The sequence below is a fragment of the Vibrio sp. Vb1018 genome (assembly GCF_033338775.1).
In the GTDB taxonomy this organism is placed as follows: domain Bacteria; phylum Pseudomonadota; class Gammaproteobacteria; order Enterobacterales; family Vibrionaceae; genus Vibrio; species Vibrio alginolyticus.
This window is the reverse complement of sequence record NZ_JAWOTI010000010.1, coordinates 94,454-114,307: the sequence shown is the minus strand read 5'-3', so window position 1 is coordinate 114,307 and position 19,854 is coordinate 94,454. Positions and strand designations below refer to the sequence as shown.

At 44.0% G+C, this 19,854-nt stretch carries 17 protein-coding genes; 9 read left to right on the top strand and 8 right to left on the bottom strand.

Annotated elements, in window-relative coordinates:
* Positions 1-18: 18 nt before the first annotated feature.
* A complete protein-coding gene (locus R7Z10_RS12630; RefSeq protein ID WP_017820572.1) occupies positions 19-1,275 on the bottom strand; it encodes a D-amino acid dehydrogenase in 1,257 nt (418 codons plus the stop codon).
* A 106-nt stretch (positions 1,276-1,381) separates the two neighbouring features.
* On the opposite strand from R7Z10_RS12630, the gene R7Z10_RS12625 reads away from it, so the two are divergent.
* The 4 genes from R7Z10_RS12625 (at position 1,382) to R7Z10_RS12610 (ending at position 6,051) form a co-directional block, all read left to right on the top strand.
* Entirely contained in the window at positions 1,382-2,293 is a 912-nt protein-coding gene (locus tag R7Z10_RS12625; RefSeq protein ID WP_137281744.1) for a LysR substrate-binding domain-containing protein, read from the top strand.
* Positions 2,294-2,412: 119 nt separating this feature from the next.
* Positions 2,413-3,681, top strand: a complete 1,269-nt coding sequence (locus R7Z10_RS12620) for an O-acetylhomoserine aminocarboxypropyltransferase/cysteine synthase family protein (RefSeq protein ID WP_258480240.1) — start codon at positions 2,413-2,415, stop codon at positions 3,679-3,681.
* A gap of 208 nt (positions 3,682-3,889) precedes the next feature.
* Positions 3,890-5,221 carry an aspartate aminotransferase family protein gene (locus tag R7Z10_RS12615; RefSeq protein ID WP_318104973.1) on the top strand — a complete coding sequence of 444 codons (1,332 nt, stop codon included), beginning with the start codon at positions 3,890-3,892 and terminating at the stop codon, positions 5,219-5,221.
* The gene (locus R7Z10_RS12610; RefSeq protein ID WP_318104972.1) at positions 5,212-6,051 is read left to right on the top strand and encodes a 3-keto-5-aminohexanoate cleavage protein; all 840 of its coding nucleotides are present in this window, start codon (positions 5,212-5,214) and stop codon (positions 6,049-6,051) included. The genes R7Z10_RS12615 and R7Z10_RS12610 overlap by 10 nt, the downstream gene beginning before the upstream one ends.
* A gap of 70 nt (positions 6,052-6,121) precedes the next feature.
* On the opposite strand, the gene R7Z10_RS12605 is transcribed toward R7Z10_RS12610, so the two are convergent.
* From R7Z10_RS12605 to R7Z10_RS12590, 4 genes are all read right to left on the bottom strand, one after another.
* Positions 6,122-7,489 carry a Na+/H+ antiporter NhaC family protein gene (locus R7Z10_RS12605; RefSeq protein ID WP_192943676.1) on the bottom strand — a complete coding sequence of 456 codons (1,368 nt, stop codon included), beginning with the start codon at positions 7,487-7,489 and terminating at the stop codon, positions 6,122-6,124.
* Between the two features lie 180 nt (positions 7,490-7,669).
* Positions 7,670-8,257: a DedA family protein gene (locus tag R7Z10_RS12600; RefSeq protein ID WP_005383738.1), complete on the bottom strand. Its 588-nt coding sequence runs from the start codon at positions 8,255-8,257 to the stop codon at positions 7,670-7,672.
* A 204-nt stretch (positions 8,258-8,461) separates the two neighbouring features.
* Positions 8,462-9,997 (bottom strand): bifunctional GNAT family N-acetyltransferase/carbon-nitrogen hydrolase family protein, encoded by a 1,536-nt coding sequence (locus tag R7Z10_RS12595; protein WP_005381670.1) that lies wholly within the window; start codon positions 9,995-9,997, stop codon positions 8,462-8,464.
* Positions 9,998-10,117: 120 nt separating this feature from the next.
* Positions 10,118-10,999, bottom strand: coding sequence for a LysR family transcriptional regulator (locus R7Z10_RS12590; RefSeq protein ID WP_318104970.1), 882 nt, complete (start codon positions 10,997-10,999; stop codon positions 10,118-10,120).
* Positions 11,000-11,396: 397 nt separating this feature from the next.
* On the opposite strand from R7Z10_RS12590, the gene R7Z10_RS12585 reads away from it, so the two are divergent.
* The gene (locus R7Z10_RS12585; protein ID WP_005381668.1) at positions 11,397-11,960 is read left to right on the top strand and encodes a porin family protein; all 564 of its coding nucleotides are present in this window, start codon (positions 11,397-11,399) and stop codon (positions 11,958-11,960) included.
* Between the two features lie 121 nt (positions 11,961-12,081).
* On the opposite strand, the gene R7Z10_RS12580 is transcribed toward R7Z10_RS12585, so the two are convergent.
* From R7Z10_RS12580 to R7Z10_RS12570, 3 genes are all read right to left on the bottom strand, one after another.
* Positions 12,082-13,221, bottom strand: a complete 1,140-nt coding sequence (locus R7Z10_RS12580) for a lipase family protein (RefSeq protein ID WP_025768873.1) — start codon at positions 13,219-13,221, stop codon at positions 12,082-12,084.
* A gap of 3 nt (positions 13,222-13,224) precedes the next feature.
* On the bottom strand, positions 13,225-13,776 hold the full coding sequence (locus R7Z10_RS12575) for a DUF6795 domain-containing protein (protein WP_225466667.1): 552 nt from the start codon (positions 13,774-13,776) through the stop codon (positions 13,225-13,227).
* A 1,921-nt stretch (positions 13,777-15,697) separates the two neighbouring features.
* Positions 15,698-16,015, bottom strand: a complete 318-nt coding sequence (locus R7Z10_RS12570) for a helix-turn-helix domain-containing protein (protein WP_025625821.1) — start codon at positions 16,013-16,015, stop codon at positions 15,698-15,700.
* Between the two features lie 866 nt (positions 16,016-16,881).
* Between R7Z10_RS12570 and R7Z10_RS12565 the strand changes: the two genes are divergently transcribed.
* The 4 genes from R7Z10_RS12565 to R7Z10_RS12550 all read left to right on the top strand — a co-directional run bounded on the left by R7Z10_RS12565 (position 16,882) and on the right by R7Z10_RS12550 (position 19,819).
* Complete coding sequence (locus R7Z10_RS12565) at positions 16,882-17,526, top strand: recombinase family protein (RefSeq protein WP_262606319.1); 645 nt, start codon at positions 16,882-16,884, stop codon at positions 17,524-17,526.
* Positions 17,527-17,673: 147 nt separating this feature from the next.
* On the top strand, positions 17,674-17,874 hold the full coding sequence (locus R7Z10_RS12560; protein WP_005479249.1) for a hypothetical protein: 201 nt from the start codon (positions 17,674-17,676) through the stop codon (positions 17,872-17,874).
* A gap of 667 nt (positions 17,875-18,541) precedes the next feature.
* Positions 18,542-19,153 (top strand): hypothetical protein, encoded by a 612-nt coding sequence (locus R7Z10_RS12555; RefSeq protein ID WP_029838792.1) that lies wholly within the window; start codon positions 18,542-18,544, stop codon positions 19,151-19,153.
* A 168-nt stretch (positions 19,154-19,321) separates the two neighbouring features.
* Positions 19,322-19,819, top strand: coding sequence for an RNase H family protein (locus R7Z10_RS12550; protein WP_151514555.1), 498 nt, complete (start codon positions 19,322-19,324; stop codon positions 19,817-19,819).
* Positions 19,820-19,854 lie beyond the last annotated feature (35 nt).

Sequence of the window (19,854 nt, the reverse complement as noted above, 5' to 3'; positions counted from 1 at the left end):
TTTTGTTCAGTCATGTCCTCAGGCGTAACGACAAAGGTTAAGCTCCGCATTATCCATCACTTTTGTTTTTTCACCTTTCATTACGCTTGCTAGCAATTGACCTGAACCACAAGCCATCGTCCAGCCCAGAGTTCCGTGTCCGGTGTTAGTAAAAAGGTTATCGTATTTAGTCGCGCCGATAATTGGTGTGCCATCAGGCGTCATTGGCCTAAAGCCGCTCCAAAACTCAGCTTGGCTGAAGTCACCACAACGAGGAAAAAGATCACGGATGACCATTTCGATGGTGTTTTTGCGCTTTTGTGGAAGGGAAGCATCAAACCCTGCTAATTCTGCGGTGCCAGCTACGCGAATTCGGTCATCAAATCGAGTCATAGCGACTTTATAGGTTTCATCCATCACAGTAGATCGAGGAGAGAAGTGTTCATCTTCCATCGGGATGGTGAGTGAATAGCCTTTGACAGGGTAGACCGGAATATCAATATCGAGTTGCTTGAGTAGCGCTGTAGAGTAGCTGCCAGAGGCCACCACATATTGGTCTGCTTTAAATTGTCCTCGGTTCGTTTGGACACCTATGATCTTTTTACCTACTGTAACCCAATTGCTTACTTCAGTATCGAACTCAAATCGGACACCGTGTGCCTTAGCAAGCTCCGTTAGTTGTTGGCAAAATTGATGGCAATCGCCCGTTTCGTCATCAGGTAGATGCAAGCCACCAACCAGTTTGTCTTTCACAAGTGCAAGCCCTGGCTCTTGTTCAATACATTGTTCGACGTCCATTAGCTTAAATCGGGTTCCGCTTTGTTCAAGGAGCTGCATGTCCTTTTCAATAGCTTGCAGCTGTTGATGTGTTCGGAATACTTGCAAGGTCCCAAACTGACGTCCTTGATACTCAATGGCGTGTTCTTGGCGTAACTGTTCTAAGCAAATACGGCTGTGGTTAGCGATCGAAAGCATGCGAGCCTTGTTAACTTGATAGCGAGGTAGGGTGCAGTTCGCGACCATTTTACTCGCCCAGCGGATCATGTCGGCATTCAGGGTGGGTTTGATTTTAAGTGGAGCATGCTCTTCCATTAACCACTTAATGGCTTTAACAGGAACACCAGGCGCAGCCCAAGGTGAAGAGTAACCATATGAGATCTGCCCGGCATTGGCGAAGCTCGTTTCCATGGCACTGCTTGGTTGGCGGTCAATGACGGTAACTTGATAGCCTGCTTGAGATAAATACCAAGCAGAGGTTAAGCCGATAACGCCGCTGCCTAATACGATGACTTCCATTGATGCACTCCACACATTTATCAGAGTGCTCAGTTTCTTTTCTTTACCTTTTGTTAACAATCGATATAAATTACACACTGCGTTTAGAAAAACTATAGGCTCAAGGATGAAAAGTAATCTGATAAGTGGTTTGTGCCTATTTAGCCAAGTCGCGGAGTACAGCAGCTTTACTGGTGCCGCAAGACATTTACACCTCACCACTGGTGCCATAAGCCAACAAATTATTCATTTAGAAGCGTTATTAGGTTTTACTTTATTTGAACGCCACTCTCGCGGTATTCGTTTAACCGTAAAAGGCACTCAGTTACACCAAGCGACGCAGTTTCACTTTTCGGAACTGAGCAAATTGCTTGATGAGCTCAAAGTAGAAAAGCAAACCAATGAAATTCGTTTGAAGTTGACGCCTTCTTTTGCTTTCAAATGGTTAGTCCCAAAGCTCGAAAGCTTCCATCATGATAATCCGGATATCCAAGTACAAATCTTTGCGGAAGGTGCGCTGGTAAATAGTGAGATAAAAGACTATGACGTCGCAATTGACTATGGTCTTCATCCTTATAGAAATGCTAACGCGGAGCTGATTTTGGATGAGCATCTGCTACCGGTGATGAGTCCAAAATACCTTGAGGATCATGGCTGGCTAAAAACGTTGTTTGGTGAGCAAAAAAACTCAATGCCAGTGAAGCAATGGCAAGAGGCGACGCTACTACACGATGCGATGCCATGGGAAAAAGCGACGCGTGACTATGAGTGGCTATATTGGGCGTCAGCGATGGGGTTGGATTTTAAAACCGATATCGGACACTTTTTTAATCGAACGGATATGGCGATGTCTGCAGCCGAAGCTGGCGTTGGGATTGCGATGGCTCGAATGGCATTGATTGAGGATGAATTGACGACAGAGCGTTTGGTTTCTCCATTCAAACCGATTCCTGCCAATGCAGGGTATTACTTGATCATGAACACACGTACGAATGCGACAGAAACGTTTCGTCACTGGTTACTTGGACAGTTGAATTAGCGTTTTATCTCTGTGATTCATCCCTACGTTATTTGTTGAAAAATTGGGCAATATAAGTTTTATAAGCAAGGTAAGTGCTTTGCTTGCCGCTATTTGAGTGATGAAAGACAGGGAAGAACATGAAAGACGAAACGCTATCTATCCATTTTGGTTACGAAACTGACCCGACCACCAAATCTGTCGCGACACCGATTTATCAAACGGTCGCGTATGAGTTTGATAACGCGCAGCACGGCGCTGATCTGTTTAACTTGGAAGTGCCGGGGAATATCTACACTCGCATCATGAATCCGACTAACGATGTTCTGGAAAAACGCATGGCGGCGTTAGAAGGCGGCATTGCTGGATTGGTCGTGAGTGCGGGGAGTGCAGCGATTAACTATGCAATTCTGACGTTAGCGCAAGCGGGCGATAACATCGTTTCTACGCCGCAACTTTATGGCGGTACTTACACTTTGTTTGCGCACATGCTGCCAAATCAAGGTATTCAAGTGAAGTTTGCCAAAGATGACAAGCCAGAAAGTTTGGCCGAGTTAATTGATGAAAATACCAAAGCGGTGTACTGCGAGAGCATTGGGAACCCTGCGGGTAATATCATCGATTTAGAACGTGTGGCGGAGCTTGCTCACGCACAAGGCGTACCTGTGATTGTGGACAACACCGTCGCGACGCCAGTGCTGTGCAAACCCATCGAATTTGGTGCGGATATCGTAGTTCACTCTCTCACTAAATACGTTGGTGGGCATGGCACCACATTGGGTGGCGTGATTGTGGATTCCGGTAAATTTCCTTGGGCACAGCACAAAGACCGCTTTCCTGTTTTCAACCAACCAGAACCTTCTTACCACGGCGTGGTGTATACCGAAGCGTTTGGTGAGGCGGCATTTATCGGGCGTGCGCGTACCGTACCACTGCGTAATACCGGAGCAGCATTATCACCGATGAATGCATTTATGCTTATGCAAGGGTTAGAAACGTTACCGCTGCGTATGGAGCGCCATACCGAGAACACACTCAAAGTGGCTGAATTCTTGGAACAGAATGACAAAGTCAGTTGGGTAAGTTATGCCGGATTGCCAAGTTCTGAACACTTCCATCTCGCCGAAAAATACATGAAAGGTAAGCCTTCTGCGATTTTGTCGTTTGGTTTAAAAGATGGTTATGACGCTGGTGTGCGTTTTTATGATGCTTTGAAAATCTTTAAGCGTTTGGTGAACATTGGCGATGCAAAATCATTGGCTTGCCATCCTGCATCGACGACTCATCGTCAATTGAGCGAAGCAGAACAAAAACAAGCTGGTGTGTCTCCAGAGATGATTCGTTTATCGGTGGGTATTGAACATGTTGACGATATTCTAGCCGATTTAGAACAGGCACTAAACGCGTAAAACGATTCTGTTTTTAGCTTTGGGTTACCCATAGGCCAGCCTTTAAAAAAGCTGGCCTATTTTTATTTTATTGTTTAAATATCAAGGGTTTTGGTGTTTTTGGTTTGTGGTATTCCAAAAGCTCATAGAGGGTGAGATTTATTCTCTTGTCACGTTTGGGTTTGTTCCTGATGATGTGTGCAAGTATTACACATTGGAAGGGACTCAAATGTCTTACGTATTTCACCGTCATTGCCATGCTACGCTACCAATCATCGATAGAGGTGAAGGTGTTTATCTATTCGATAAGCATGGAAAGCAGTATCTCGATGCTTGTGGTGGTGCTGCGGTATCAAACCTTGGCCACAGTCATCACGCCGTTAAAAAAGCCATGTTGGAACAGCTCGAGCGAGTGCCATTTGCTCATACTGGATTTTTTACTAGTGACAACAGTGAGCGCCTAGCAGAATTGATTTGTCAGCACATGCCTGAACAGTTCAACCATGTGTACTTAGTCAGTGGAGGATCAGAAGCGGTGGAGTCGGCACTAAAAATGGCGCGGCAGTATTTCGTGGAATCAGGTAAGCCAGAGAAAAAGCAATTCATCGCGCGTCAGCAAAGTTATCACGGCAATACCTTGGGGGCTTTGGCTGTCGGAGGTAATGAATGGCGACGTGAACCGTTCAAACCTATCTTGCATCCGAGTCATCACATTGCCCCGTGCTATGCTTATCGTTATCAGCAGAGTCATGAGTCGGAATTGGGTTACTCATTGCGAGCGGCGAATGAGCTAGAGGCAAAAATTCTTGAGTTGGGGGCTGATAATGTCATGGCTTTTGTCGCCGAGCCCATTGTGGGAGCCACCGCTGGAGCTGTGCCTGCCACACAAGGTTACTTCAAGCGTATTCGCGAAATATGCGACCAATACGATGTGTTATTGATCTTGGATGAGGTCATGTGTGGCGTTGGACGCAGTGGCAGTTTTTTTGCATTTGAGCAAGAAGAGGCAGAACCCGATCTGGTGTGTATGGCTAAAGGGCTTGGTGCGGGTTATCAACCTATTGGCGCGGTGGTTGCGAATGATCGAGTCTACCAAGCTATTGCCGGTGGAAGCGGTTTTTTCCAACATGGCCATACCTTTATGGCGCACCCTGTGGCGTGCGCTGCTGCCGTGGCAACCATTCAAACCATCTTCCAAGATGATTTATTAACGGCGGTGAATCAGCAAAGTGCTTTGCTGCGTAATGAGCTTACTTCTGCATTGGCCCATTTACCGTACATTGGCGACATTCGTGGTAAAGGCTTGTTTATGGGCATTGAGCTGGTGGCGGATAAAGAAAGCAAGGCGCCTCTGAGTAAAGCCACATTGGCAGACAAACGCATCAAACAGCGAGCAATGGAAAATGGCTTAATGTGTTACCCAATGGGCGGAACGATTGATGGCGTTAATGGGCACCATATTTTGCTCGCACCGCCATTCATTATTCAGTCTCATCATATTGATGAACTAGTCGGCAAACTCTCACTGACGTTAAAAGAGGTGGCGGAGACATGGAAGTAGCAAACCAATATTTGCGAGAACCTATCGCTATTATCGTGGCTCCAAACGGCGCAAGAAAAACCAAGCACGATCACGTCAACTTACCCATGACAACAGACGAACTGGTTGCAGAGGCTATTGCTTGTCAAACGGTAGGGGCTGCCATGATCCATTTGCATGCTAGAGACGCCAACGGACGTCATTCATTAGACATCGACGACAACATGGAAATTTACCATGCCGTGAAAGAAGCGGTGGGAGAAACCATGATGGTTCAGCTCACCACAGAAGCGGTGGGTTTATATTCTCCGCCACAACAGCGGGCGTTAGTCAAAGCTGTGAAACCTGAAGCGGCTTCTTTCGCATTGAGGGAGTTAATCCCCGATCGCGCAAGTGAGAAAGAAGGGCATGCCTTTTTCCATTGGTTGGCAGAGCACAACATCGTGAGCCAAATTATTCTCTACGATGCAACCGACATTGAACGTTATTTCCAACTACGCGATGCGGGCGTGTTACCTAAAACGTATCAGCATGCCTTAGTGGTGTTAGGGCGTTATCACCAAGCTCAACAGTCTTCGCCATGGGATTTACGAGGTTTGAATTTGGCGCGTTTTGTCGAGGAAGAAATTCGATGTGCCATTTGTGCTTTTGGCGCGCGAGAGCAAGACTGTTTAGCGAGTGCGATGTTACTTGGATTCGATGTGAGAGTTGGGTTTGAGAATAACCACTTCGATGTGGCAGGCGAATTAGCAATCAGCAACGCGGCTCAGGTGGAAGCTCTACGCGATGTGGCGCATCGCTTCGCGATACCTTTACACAGTGCGCAAAGTTTGCGTTCAGTTTTGAAGTAAATCTGTTCGCGGCAAGGAAAATAAAGAAGAAAGTAAAAAGGCTCCACCGGAGCCTTTTTGGTATTTGTCGTTAGTTTTCGGTTTGCACTGCGGGTTGACGAGCGGGATGTTTGATAAACACCGCGACAACAGCCGCTATCGCTAATGCAAAACAGTAGTAAGAATTAGCAACTACTTCAAGTGGCGATAGGTTGAATACGGAACCTAGCAGCAGTACTTGAGCACCGTAAGGCAACACGCCTTGCACCACGCATGAGAAAATGTCTAACAAGCTTGCTGAGCGGCGAGGAGAGACATTATTCTCTTCCGCCAGTTGGCGAGCAACGCTGCCCGATACAATGATGGCTACGGTGTTGTTTGCCGTACAGCCATTGACCATCGACACCAAGCCTGCGATACCTAGCTCACTCGCGCGGCTGTTGGCATGCTTAGAGTGGCTAGAGCCAAACGCGTGGATAAGGCTGCTAACGAAATTGGTTAGGAAAGCAAGGCCGCCTTGACGACGCATCAGTTCACTCAAACCACCAATTAGCATGGACAACAAGAAGATCTCTTGCATGTTACCAAAGCCTTTATAAACGTCTTGGGCTAGATTAGTCAGTCCGTAATTGTCAATCGATGCCAAGCTCACGCCGCCAGCCAAAAGGATACCAATCGACAGAACCACAAACACATTCACACCAGATACCGCTAGGATCAAAATAGTGATGTACGGCAAGACTTTTAGCCACTCAATATCGCCAGTTGCAGGCACTTGAGTCGCTGTACTGTTGAAAGCGAACACTGCAATCGCGATCAACGCCGCAGGCAAAGCAATACGAATGTTCTCTTTAAACTTGTCTTTCATCTCACAACCTTGAGAGCGTGTCGCCGCGATGGTGGTGTCAGAGATGATAGAAAGGTTATCACCAAACATAGCGCCGCTCAGCACAACGCCTGCAGTTAACGGTAAGCTCATCCCGGCTGATTCAGCAATGCCTAACGCTACGGGTGCAACGGCTGCGATGGTACCCATCGAAGTGCCCATTGCTGTTGCGATAAAAGCAGAAATCAGAAAAATGCCCGGTAAAATCATACTGGTTGGAATTGCGGATAAACCAAGGTTCACCGTTGCATCAACACCGCCAGAGGCTTTTGCTACAGCAGCAAAGGCACCAGCAAGAAGATAGATCATACACATTGCGATGATGTCTGGGTGGCCAACACCACGCATGAAGTGTTCGATTGAGCGGTTAAGTTTCTCTTTACTTAAAAGAAACGCAATGATGATGGCTGGTAATACCGCGATGGGTGCAGGCAGCTGGTAGAAGGCAAATTCAACGCCTTGTAAAGATAAGTAAGTGCCTACGCCAATAAACAGCGCAAGGAATACAATCAATGGGATCAGTGCGACCGCAGAAGGTGCAACTGTTTTAGTTGTTTGTTGGGAACCGGACATGTAAACGACAATGTTAATAATAAGAGAGAAGAGCAGACTAATATCACATTTACACATTGTCAACGTCTAGACGTCTAAATGGCTGTTTAAATTTTGCACGTAAAGAAAAAGATAAAAGCTCGTATTACGTATCTCACTGATACCACGAGCTTTAGTTATGCGCCAATGAAGAGGCTGTCGTTATTGCATTGATTTGGCTTTTTTGCGTTTAACAATACCTAAAACCATCCACGTAAATAAGACAGCAGCAAATGCCCATACCAGATATTTGTATTCGGTGTACAGGTTGCTCAACACGCTTAAATGTTCAAATGCAAAGTGAGTTAACAAGCTGAATACCAATACCCAAACCGTCGCCGCGAGGGCGTTACCGAGCAAAAACTCTCTACGTGGCATTTTCGCGATACCGCATGCAAGAGGCATAAATTGCTTCATTCCTTCAATAAAGCGACTGACGACCAAGCACGTAGGGCCGTATTTCTGGATCGTCAATTGAAGCGTTTGCATCTTCGGGCCGGAAATGTAGCCTTTTTTATCTAACCACCCCTCAAAGTAATAACCGATTAAGTAGCCACAGGTATTACCAAAAAAGCAGCTCAGCCACGATACCATCATTACCATACTTAGGTTCATGACTTGTTCTGACGAGAGCAAAGATGCCGCGATCATCAGTGATTGACCAGGCATCGGGATACCTATCCCTTCTAGAAATATGCTGACAATCAGCGCAACGTAGCCATATTGCTCAAGCAAAGGCTTCATTGACATGAGAAGTTCGTTAATATGTTCCAAAAGCTTTCCCCTAATAAAAGCGGAACGAAGTTGGAGTGATACTCCGAATGTCCTATTGGGTCAATTCTTGTTTCTCACCGTTGAGAAAAACTGACATGCCTCTGATAATTGCGCAGAATCAACCTGCAGCTTGCTTTACTCGCCGCCACGCTCTTTGGTAGCGGCGAACTAGGGAGATCCTTATGACTCTTTGGCTTTGGTGAATGCGCCATACAAATCAAGGCGGCGATGACGTAAGTTGGTGACAGAGCCTTCGGTATTAAGCTGTTTCAACTTAGTCAAATCAACATCAGCGAAGATTATCATTTCGGTGTTGGCGCTTGCTTCTGTCAAGGTCGCATCGTGTGGGAAATAGATATCCGACGGTGAGAATACGGCAGATTGTGCGTACTGGATATCGACATTATCAACACGAGGTAAGTTGCCGACACTGCCCCCAATTGCAACGTAGCATTCGTTTTCGATGGCTCGTGATTGGGAACAGATTCGTACTCGTTGGTAGCCATTTTTTGTGTCTGTCCAGAAAGGAACGAACACAATTTGTGCGCCTTGCTCGGCGAGCATTCTTCCCAATTCAGGGAATTCGCTGTCATAACAAATCAGTATGCCGACTTTGCCCGCATCGGTTTCGAACACTTGAACATTGTCACCACCGTCGATCACCCAGTCTTTTTGCTCATGGGGCGTGATGTGGATTTTATATTGAGCGTTAATTTCACCATCTCGTTGCAGCAAGTAGGCCACATTATACAGTTTGCCATCCTCGATGACGGGCATACTGCCAGCAATAATGTTGATGTTGTAGGTGACTGCCATCTGCGAGAAGCGGTTTTTGATCTCTTCTGTAAAGCTAGCCAAAAAGCGAATTGCTTCGACGGAATTTTGGTCGTTTTGCAAGCCCATCAGCGGCGCGTTAAAGAATTCAGGAAATAGGGCGAAATCGGCTTTGTAGTTCGCAAGAGAAGAGATGAAGAACTCAGCCTGATCGAGCAAGTCCTCTAAGTCATTCATGGCGCGCATTTGCCATTGCACAACACCAATCCGAATCAGTGTTTTTTCTACATCGTGTACGGATTGAATATCCTCTTCGTAGAAAAAGTTATCCCACTCCAGCAGAGTTGCGTAGCCTTTAGAAGCACTGTCCTCTGGCAAGTAACCACGCATAATACGTTTGACATCGAAGTCGTTTGCAAGCTGAAAAGACAAAATAGGATCGTGAAGCTCACGGCGTTTTATCTTGTCGATGTATTCAGCCACGCTCAGTTCGTCAGCATATTTGTGGTAATTCGGGATGCGACCACCGGCTAAAATTGCTTTGAAATTCTTACTCCGGCAAAGTTCTTTACGCGCATCATACAGACGACGACCTAAACGCAGCCCACGGTAGTCCGGGTGAACAAATACATCGAGACCATACATGGCGTCACCGGTCACTTGGTTTTGGATTACGTTGTTCTCGGTGATGATGTCGGTGTACAGGTGAGGAAGTGAAAATCGGTTGTAGTCCACTTTGATTGTTAGCGCTGCGCCGACAATTTTTCCGTTATCCTCAATACAGATTTGTCCATCAGGAAACTGATGAATAAGATCCATGATGGTCAGGCGTGGCCATGAGCCACCAACATCAGGAAAAACAAGGTCCATTAATTCCGCGAGCTCTGGGTAATCGGTCGGCTCAATGGTGCGTAAAGAGAGTCTTGGCGTGTTGCTGTCCATATCCTACTATCCATTTATCCTTTTTAAATAGTATGGATGAGAATGCCATAAATTTGAGCAGACAGATACCGAAGTCTTTGAGTTGTTTTGGTTTACCTAAACGAGTTTAAAGAAACAACATTAACTTAGCTTGCTCTTCAGCCATTCGTGAAATGCCACTACTTTTTTAGCTGAAAGTCGATAATTTGGAATCATCACGTAATAACCATAACCGCTCTGTAAAGAGAGGTTGAGAACATGCTGAATGTCCCCTCTTAAAATCGAATACTGCGCCATAAAATCAGGAAGCAAGGCGAGCCCTTTTCCCATTCTGACAGCTTCGCAAGCTAGGTAAAAATGTTCGACGCCTACAGGTTGATAGGTAACGGGAGATTCTACAGTGTAGACAGCGTTAAATTGCTCCCATAGCTGAGGGCGAGTGATTTGAGGTATAAAAGGATAATTGCTAACAGCGTGCACACTCTCAATTGCAGGAGCATTTGTACAACCGACTAATAACAATGTTTCTTCGCACAGTAAGTGGCTGTATTCATAATGTGTGGATAATGGAAGGCAGCGAATATGTAAGTCACTTTCGTTGCTCGAATCTTTGACGTTCCCATCCCCAGTACAGACTCTTACTCGGATGTTAGGATGTTGCTGGTGGAAGTCATCAATATTAGGTATCAACCAAAGACTGGCAAAAGAAGGGGTTACGTCCACGGTGAGTAATTCTTGCTTTGAATCTGACTGGATTAAGTTGGCAGTTGCATGCTGAATAAGCTCCAAAGCTTCTGTGACTTGCGGCAGATAACGCTTGCCTTCTTCGGTTAACTCAATACCACTCGTCCCTCTTTGTATTAAAGGTAAACCCACCAATTGCTCCAGCGATGCGATTTGTTTGCTTACTGCGCTTTGCGTAATACATAGGGCATCCGCTGCTTTAGAGAAACTGAGGTAATTAGAGACCGCGACAAACGTCCTTAATGCTCGAATAGAAGGGTATTCAGTGCCTTTTAACATACTTCAGTTCCATTAAACTCTGCTTAGGCAAAGAGTAGAGTATTCACGGCTTGAAGCAAAGTAAGATGCAACGTATGTGTGATTAGCTTCCTTTCTTATAAAAACTAGCTAAGCGTTTTTTGACGGATTAATCTACAAGAGTATTTTAGATGTTTATTTAATTTCTTTGAAAAATCTACAAATTAACAAGAATATTTTTCACATCAGAGATTAACCTCAATTTAGTATTGTTTATATAAAGTAAACAGACAGCTCTTTTTTCTATTTTTGTTCGGCGATCTTTAGAGGATTGTCAGTATTCTATAAAATTAAATATATTTTTCATTAATTTAAAGTTGGCATTGCATTTGCTCTTTACTATTCGAACCTTCAATGGAACTTATATTAGGAGAACGAAATGAAAAGCAATGTTGTTACTTTGATTAGCCTTTTTTCTTTAGCAACGTTTAGTACTTTATCACATGCTGCGGACTCCAACGATCATGGTGTATATGTTGGCGCCAACTACGGTTACTTAAAAGTTGATGGACAAGATGACTTTGATGATGACAGCGATGTTATTCAAGGTTTAGTTGGTTACCGTTTTAATCCTTACTTAGCGTTGGAAGGTGGTTACATTGATTTCGGTAGCTATGGTAATAACCTAGCAAATGCCGAAACGGACGGCTATACAGCGGCTCTAAAAGTTACTGCTCCCATTGCTGATCGTGTCGACCTTTACGCAAAAGGCGGTCAAATGTGGTACTCGACGGATTACAACGTTGCGGGCTTCCAAGGCAACAAAGATGATGAAGGTGTATTCGCTGGTGCCGGTGTTGGTTTTAAAGTTACTGATAACTTCTTAGTTAACGCAGAATATATGTGGTACGACGTAGAACTCAATGCGGAGAATGTCGCGAACGGTGCAAACACGGAAACAGACTTTAACCAAGCATCACTAGGTGTGGAATATAGATTTTAATATTGTTAACAACTCTAAGCCCTAATAAAAAGCGAAGCCTAAATAGCTTCGCTTTTTCTGAACTCAATCTAGTTGAGGATAATTGAGCGGTTTTTAGAATAATTGTTAGTGTCTTTTACTGTCACGCTACTATATTTAGAGCATTTCTAACATGACTGTCTAACCTTCTTACTAGTCTCGAAAAACAAAGTTTTATCACTCTATAAGTAATACTCGATAGGTCGATCGCTGCGCTACCTGACATTACATTCATGTGACCTAAAATACCGCGGACGTGTTCTGTATACTCGTTTTTTAGTTTTGAAATGTACGCCATAGCTTTAGCTAGTTGATCCCAAGCAGTAAGGCCTACGGTTGCTATTTGTTGTATTATATGACCCAGACCTGAAATTCTTAGTAAGGTCAAAATTGAAGAGACTATTTTACTTACCCAACCATCAGTCATTCGAGCATTATATCTATTGTTGAAGTCAAGAAATACGTTGCGTTCTAGGTAAGTTTGAGATTTGGGTTGTAGTGCCGACCACTCATTACTTGTAGCGGTATTGACATAACCCGGAACAGATTTTTTTCCTAGTCCATGAGCGCAGAAGTAGATGCCAGAACTTCCATCTAGCCGATACTCAATACCACCGTGAGTAAATGGCCAAAGAGGAGACATAGGAACTGGATCTGCACCATGAGTGCAGCGATATGAAGAATCTAACTCCCTTCTTGCGTATGGTTTAAAGCCAACTTTTGGTGCGCCAAAAGTATATAGGTGTACGCTATAGCCGTACTGACTCTTCACCCAATCTGCCGCTAATGAAGCAAGAGCACCACCTAAACTATGACCTACACAGTGTATTGCCTTCGGTGCTTTCATGTTCTTTTTCGAATAACCAGCGATGTATGCTGCAAGTTGTGGCTTTATCGTATTGAAGAGATTTACAAAACCTGCATGTACCCTGTAACCTGATGAGGTACCTGATATCCCAATGTTTCCATCGGTCATAATGTCGCCGATGTTTGCTTGAGTGCCACGAAAGGAAAATACTAAAGTATCGGTAAACTCGCCCTTACCTCGACCTATCGCTACAAAATCTGATGTCATTCCACCAAATCCCATAAAGCCACTTGTCGTTCCTTTTTTGACATCATTCCTTAGATCAAATGTAAAAAACTTTGCTATATAACCACTAACGTTACGAACATTAGTTGCGAATACAGAATAAGGGATTTCTGCGATTCTAGATGATAGCTTTGGTGAGAGTGATTGCATTCTTTAATTTCCATATAAATCAGAGTCAATATATCCAAATAAATCACATTGACTATTTACGTAGTAGTCATCGTTTTCGTCATCATCAATTGAAAAAGCAAAGTACTTAAGAGGGTTTGCTGCATCACAGACTAGATTAGCCATATTGTTTTTTACGTAATCCTCTATTTCATAGCCATCGAACGAACCTTCCCAAATAATAACGCTTTCATCAATATCTAGTTCTGTGGTTAAAACAATAGTTACATAATGTTCAATAAGCGGGATCTTAACGCTCTCTTTGTTCTCATACACAGGAGAAAATTCAAACCGACCATTGCTGTCAGTAAATGTTGATAAGTCTATTGATTTTCCTGAAGCGCTTAAACCAATACTAAGACTAACCTTTTGGTTATCAATCGGCTTCCCTTTTTTTGTTAGCACACCATTGATTTGTGGTGTGTATTGGTTAACTTTATCGCTATTCAATATACTCTCTCCAAAACTCATATTAATGCTCAACAATATGATTGTAATAAATCCAACTAAGTAATTTCTCACATCGACTTTTTTCATTTTAAAAATCTATAAATGTATATGTATAGTGTGTTTTTACAATATTTAATGCTAACTATGTGATTCGTACTGCATTGCCCTTGTAACTTGTGAATTTGAAAATTACATTTTTAGATTTATGTTTATCTACTTGACCGATTTTTATTAGCATTAATAAAGTTTAAATCTGGAATACTCAGTCTACGCTAACCTTAGGTAGTTATATTGTATTGGATTTTTGAGGCTTTCATCAGGTAATGTGGAAGCAAAATAAACGAGAGCTATCGAATGGGAAAGAGCTCTATAAATACTAGGTTTCAGACAATGAAATCGTATTGAAAATAGTTAATTAGTCGCTTGCTCAAGAGGTGTTTTTATTACTTTACATCGTAATGCTAGATTGACTTGATAATTTATTTTTCCGCCAATTGTGATAACCAAGAACAAAAGAAAAGGCTTATTGAGTATCTTTTGATGGTTAGTGATAAACCCAAATTGTTCAACTTTAACCCATCATAACTCTATAACTTAGATTTAGCATTCGTAGTTGTTGATACCCCAAAAACTTAGAACACTTTAAATCGAAGAGCATATAGTACACACTTTTTGTCCTTGAATGAGTTCTTCTGAACTTCCATGTGTTTTTGGTGGTGTATTTATGAGCGTATCGCCTGTTACTTAATACTCAACGAGTTTTTAAATCGGTGTACGTTCAGAGTTATGCAGTAATGCTCGTGAAAAGTTATCAGGTAGCATGAGTGCGTGAGAAAAGAAGACAATGTGGATAGTGGATAGTGGATAGTGGATAGTGGATAGTGGGTTGTTGATACAAAAAAGGCCACCCTAGGGTGGCCTTTTCCAAACGTTTGGTGGAGCTGGCGGGATTCGAGAGTTCGTCGCCTTTCCTTCTGTAAGTCTCTGATATACAAGGAGGGTACACCAGTGGTTTACTCGAAATGTAGCACACCTTGTAGAACACTGCTAGTTCAGTTCAGTTCCCACTTTGGGAGTTGAATTACTTGATTAGAGAGCTGTTGAGTTTCGAACCATTCTAGCTTTTGCGCGATAGCGTTTATCAATTACTGACATCGAGTAAAGTCGGCCAAGCATACGATTTGTTATGTTTAGATGAAGTGCTCTTGGTGAGTCTTTGATTGATAGCCATTGCGTCATTTCACTCAAGAGATATTGGTGTTGTTGGTTCCGGACTTTTAGTAAGCTTCCTTGAACAACTACGCCCGTGATTAGCTTTGGTGATGTTGCACTATAAAGCTTAGTTTTGTTTGGGTGCATGCAGTGGTCGTACTTAGATATTATCCTTCTAGCACAAGAAGAAAATAGACGATTCACTTCCTTTCCTGAGAATGTTAAGTCATCGACGTAAACGGTCATTTTAACGTTGTGCTTTATGGATAGTTCGTTTAGCTCATTGAACATCGTATGATTTGCCCAGAACGCTAACGGCATACTCAGACGACTTCCTGTGGGAATGTGTGAATGAATAGTGCATAGGTCAGCTAATAGATCTGCCACATCAGGAGCGCACTTCATAACACCATAAAAGAAAGAAAAGACCATCCTCCTAGTTGTTGAAGGAAAGAATGAGCGAATATCAGTGGTCAGGACGTTGTGACTATCTATGTGTGCTTCTGCATTCGTTACGTTTGAAACCCCTTTCTTTCCTGAATGTAAGTAATCAGGAGTGTCGATTCGACATAAAAGGCTCGCGATTCGAGTATGCACCATGTCTAAACTTCGAGCTGGTTGCTGTATCTTTCTAGCTTTACCCCCTGAATTATCTTCGAATTCTTTGTAGTTTCCTTGGTCTGTGCGTAAAGCTCTAAGGGTCTGTAGGGAGTGATTTAGCACCTCTGCGAGACGCCGTTTAGTTCTGAGTTTATATAAGGGAGAGTCTTTAAGAGCGTAGAACTTGCCTCGCGTATCAATTTTGAGCTTTGTTTTTGTTTTGGGCATGTTCGTCAGTCATCCATTCCAAGATTTTTAAGGCTTTACCAGCGAGAGACTTTCTAATTATCTGACTATACTTCCTTTCCTTTTCTACAGTCTCTGAAAACAAGACTAAAGAAGATACTGGAAGCTCAAACATCAGCGCATATTTGTTTAGAAGTTCAGGGGATATTGGGCGTTGATTAGACTCTATTTCAGATAGCTCGGTCTTAGATATTCCTAGGGCGAAAGCAGTTTCCGAGGGGGACTTATTGTGGTACTTCCGTATCAGTCGCAAAGCTTTATGAAGCATGAAGTTTTCCTTTGAGTTGAAAGAGGGGAGAACACATTACTCACCGTCTCCCTCTAACCATCTTACGATGGCTACTAGAATGTTAAGAATCCTAGTGAGGGTAATGAAGCAAGTCCAAGCATAAGCTTTCCAGCTTTTCTTCGGCTTCTGGTTTTCCTGTGTCTGTTGTTCTGTATTTGTTTGGTTCATATGAACATCTCCTTGTGCCCTTGAAGCCGTAGACTTATGTCCACTGGAAAACTTCAAGGTTCGCCTCACAAAGAAGGGATGAACAACACTAGCTCCCATTTCACGAACCTTGTTCGTCAAAGGTTCGAAACCCGCCCGCGCTTTCGTTCTCAGTCTTATCCAGCAACCTGATGATGAACATCAAGCGACGGCGAAGGGAACACGCACGGGGGAAAAGGCAGAAAGTCCGAAACTTTCCTCGAGTTTGCACTCAGTTGATGGCGAGTTTCCCTCTTAACAAACACAATATTAGATTAGTTTATCTACTGATTGCATGTCAATGTGTTGAATATCAATTGGTGGATGAGGTTATGGCATATGTGATGTTGGGCGTTTTAGCTCTAATGATTTTGTGTAAAAAATCTGAGTGCTTGTATACATAATGCGCTTACTTGGTTTTCCCCCATGCCCCTTTAGCATACCTGCGGCTCTATGTTTCGATAGAGCTATTGCCAGCTTATGTCTAACTTTAAATGTATGAGTTGGAATACTCTTATCAAAGGTTGAGTGCAATAGATTATGCCCAAATGCATACACTCTAAGGGTGTTATTTTTGTATGCTTTAGGTGTTGACTTGTCGATATGCATATAGCAAGTTAAGCATACAGTAACCTAAAGCACTCGTTCGAGGTATGACAATGACAACTCAATCCAATGACAGCAACTCAATGGTCTTTGCTTATGTCCGTGTGTCGACTAAGGAGCAGAACGTAGATAGCCAATTGAGTGACATCTCAAAGCTCTACCCTGATGCGGAGATTACGACAGAGAAAGTGTCGGGTACTGTGCCAGCTAAAGAGAGGGCAGGGCTATCGGTTCTTTTTGGTAAGCTACGTAAAGGAGATACTCTAGTCGTATGGTGGGTTGACCGTTTAGGGCGTGACTATCGAGACGCTGAATCGACTATACGTGAGCTTCTCGACAGGGGTGTGTGCATTAAGACTATCAACCAAGGTCTGACGTTCTCATACTCAAGCAAAGATGATGAAATGCAGAACATGGTCACTGACATCCAGATTACCATGCTCACGGCTATGGCTGCGGCAGAGCGTAAGAATCGCTTAGCGTCGGCTGAGGCTGGAAGACAAGCGCTTAAAGCTAACCCTGCGAAGTGGGCTGAGAAGTTCCAAGGACGCAAAGCTAATACCAAGCAGCATCAGCGTATCATTGAGTTGTTACTTGAGGGAAAGTCTATCCGTGGTGTCGCTCAGGAGCTTGGCTGTAATGCAAGTACCGTACAGAGAGTGAAGAAGAAGGCGGTTGAAGCTGGCACCGTGTTCTAAGTGTCGGCTGTTTGAACAATAAGTACTCACTTAGCAAGCTCTTGCGTGACCATATTCAAGTTATTGCACTCACTAGTGACTACACATAACACAACCAAGTTGAGTTTCGGTATCTTTAGCTCACCTTAAGCACAAAGGAGCATTGATATGAACGACGTCTTAACTATTAAAGCCTCTAATCATCTTGATACTCAAACGCTGCTTACAACGCAAGACTCGCAGCTTCACCAAGAGGTGTGGGGGCATGTTAAAGCGTTAGTAGAGCTTGGTGTCTTTGAGGACGCTACAAATGGCATTGAGAATGTCTTAGCGCCTTACATGGCGGAGGTTAACGCCGAGCTTATCTAGGTCACTTGGGCGGGTGCAACGCCTGCCCTTGTCTGTCTTAGTTGGGTCAAACCATCGAGGTATCAACGCTCTCCTCCCCTGCCTTTACGCTCTCTTTGAGTCTCAACGCAATGCCAATCGAATTACGACTGCCTATAGGGCGCAGCCCGATACGGTGAGTCTGACAGGATGTTAATAACCTGTAATTACGACTGCCTATAAGAACAAACCCAATGCGGACTGTAGCCGCCAAACCACAGCAAGAAGTCACACATCAGAGTCACGCACTGAGTGGGCTTCAAGGCCATCACCTCGTTACCTCTCGGCTTCATAGAGAGTGAGTCTTAATGCCTTGGGCAAGCAGAGAGACAAAGAGCAATACATGCACCAGACGCAAAGCTTAAGAGTTCTCTTTATCTTTAAGGGAAGCTTTAAGCTTGTAAGACGTGCTGGTGTAGGGCGTGGATACTTAAAGTCTGTCTTTAAGATGTGATTGTAGTTATTAACAATAACAATCACTTACTTAGAGCTTAACTTAAAGTAGTTCTTAGAGAGACTTTAAGCTCTGCGCCTTCCTATCAATCATCGTCCTTTCTACCCAACCCTAAGTAACTACTCAATGCCTTTCTTATATATGTTGCAGTCTTGCAGGATTGTTCTGTAATTTATTGTTTTTAAAGGACTTGATATGACGTATGTAAACAACTCAAAGCTGAAAGCTAAGCTTGCTTGTGCACTTGAGTACTCAGACCTTAGTCGTCGCCAGATGGCCGTCTTTGATAACGCCTGTCGTTTGTCTGGGGTAGGTCGAGGGCTGTCTAGAAGCCGAATCTTTCGATTGCTTCAGACGCTCGATACACTTACCTATGACAGTCTTGAAAGGCGTCTTAATGTCAGTCTCAAAGCACTAAGCCGCGAGTCGTATTCAAAGCGCACCATTGCGTTGTACTTATCTGTTTGCCGTAAGGTAGCGTCTCAGTTAGCACAAATGTATGGGATACCTCGTCATGAGACAACAATCCCTGAAAGTGAGTCTCAGTACTGGCTCAGTGTTAGCGACAAGCGAGTCTTTACTGTTGCTGAACGAATGCTACCGAAAGGGGCAAAGTATCTTATCGTGTCGATGTCGACGCTTGAAGAAGCTCTAAGGCTCAAGCCTCGTACTATTCGAGAGTCGCTAAAGCGGCTTGACCACCACGGCTATATCGTGTGTTTAGGTGGTGATGAAGGTGCGAACTACAGCATTACCTTTAAACGCTCGATACATGCCACATCAGCGCTATCACTCCAAGCAGCCTGATTAACCCTCAGATCTCCACAACCCACAATAGGCCACCACAAGGTCTACTTCACTTCAAACCCAACGCTTAACCGCAAAGCCATGCTGTCAGCTAGTCACTACGAGTCTTTCGTTGGTGTAGTTGGCTATGTGGGGCTTTCGGTGTGGCTTTACGATTAAGGACTCAATATGAATACACAGCTTCAAACGATACATCTATTACACAACGCTCAGCACCCACTAAGTATCTATTGCGATGGTTCAGCACCAGACAATCAGCACGGGTGTCTTCAAGGGGGTGTTGGTGTCGCTGTTTACGACGCTCTTGGACATTGCATTCAGGAGTACTCATCCTCCGTTCGCAGGGCTGGTGGTGTCACCAGTCAAAGGGCTGAGCTTCTGGCTCTCATCATTGCCTTACTTGTAGCTGGTGAGGGGGACAATGTCTTTAGTGACAGTCAGTACTGTGTGCGGGGCTTCAATGAATGGCTTGATAGCTGGAAGCGTAACGCTTGGCGCAACTCAAGCAAGAAGCCTGTCGCTAATCAGGACTTATGGATGCTGATAGATGAGCTTAAAGCTATTCGTCCACGTGTTAGCGTTGAGCACGTAGCTGGTCACTCTGGCGTCAAAGGTAATGAGCATTCAGACTGCTTAGCGAGACAAGCAGCCGAAGGTAAAATGTAAAATGAAAGGTAACACTTGGGTAGACGTCAGGTGTT

Bases quoted from the DNA above. Each gene is read 5' to 3' on its own strand.
- R7Z10_RS12610 (WP_318104972.1), top strand. From the start codon at position 5,212: ATGGAAGTAGCAAACCAATATTTGCGAGAACCTATCGCTATTATCGTG.
- R7Z10_RS12630 (WP_017820572.1), bottom strand. From the start codon at position 1,275: ATGGAAGTCATCGTATTAGGCAGCGGCGTTATCGGCTTAACCTCTGCT.
- R7Z10_RS12620 (WP_258480240.1), top strand. From the start codon at position 2,413: ATGAAAGACGAAACGCTATCTATCCATTTTGGTTACGAAACTGACCCG.
- R7Z10_RS12570 (WP_025625821.1), bottom strand. From the start codon at position 16,015: ATGCTTCATAAAGCTTTGCGACTGATACGGAAGTACCACAATAAGTCC.
- R7Z10_RS12585 (WP_005381668.1), top strand. From the start codon at position 11,397: ATGAAAAGCAATGTTGTTACTTTGATTAGCCTTTTTTCTTTAGCAACG.
- R7Z10_RS12605 (WP_192943676.1), bottom strand. From the start codon at position 7,489: ATGTCCGGTTCCCAACAAACAACTAAAACAGTTGCACCTTCTGCGGTC.
- R7Z10_RS12600 (WP_005383738.1), bottom strand. From the start codon at position 8,257: ATGTCAATGAAGCCTTTGCTTGAGCAATATGGCTACGTTGCGCTGATT.
- R7Z10_RS12595 (WP_005381670.1), bottom strand. From the start codon at position 9,997: ATGGACAGCAACACGCCAAGACTCTCTTTACGCACCATTGAGCCGACC.
- R7Z10_RS12560 (WP_005479249.1), top strand. From the start codon at position 17,674: ATGAACGACGTCTTAACTATTAAAGCCTCTAATCATCTTGATACTCAA.
- R7Z10_RS12590 (WP_318104970.1), bottom strand. From the start codon at position 10,999: ATGTTAAAAGGCACTGAATACCCTTCTATTCGAGCATTAAGGACGTTT.
- R7Z10_RS12565 (WP_262606319.1), top strand. From the start codon at position 16,882: ATGACAACTCAATCCAATGACAGCAACTCAATGGTCTTTGCTTATGTC.
- R7Z10_RS12580 (WP_025768873.1), bottom strand. From the start codon at position 13,221: ATGCAATCACTCTCACCAAAGCTATCATCTAGAATCGCAGAAATCCCT.
- R7Z10_RS12575 (WP_225466667.1), bottom strand. From the start codon at position 13,776: ATGAAAAAAGTCGATGTGAGAAATTACTTAGTTGGATTTATTACAATC.
- R7Z10_RS12550 (WP_151514555.1), top strand. From the start codon at position 19,322: ATGAATACACAGCTTCAAACGATACATCTATTACACAACGCTCAGCAC.
- R7Z10_RS12625 (WP_137281744.1), top strand. From the start codon at position 1,382: ATGAAAAGTAATCTGATAAGTGGTTTGTGCCTATTTAGCCAAGTCGCG.
- R7Z10_RS12555 (WP_029838792.1), top strand. From the start codon at position 18,542: ATGACGTATGTAAACAACTCAAAGCTGAAAGCTAAGCTTGCTTGTGCA.
- R7Z10_RS12615 (WP_318104973.1), top strand. From the start codon at position 3,890: ATGTCTTACGTATTTCACCGTCATTGCCATGCTACGCTACCAATCATC.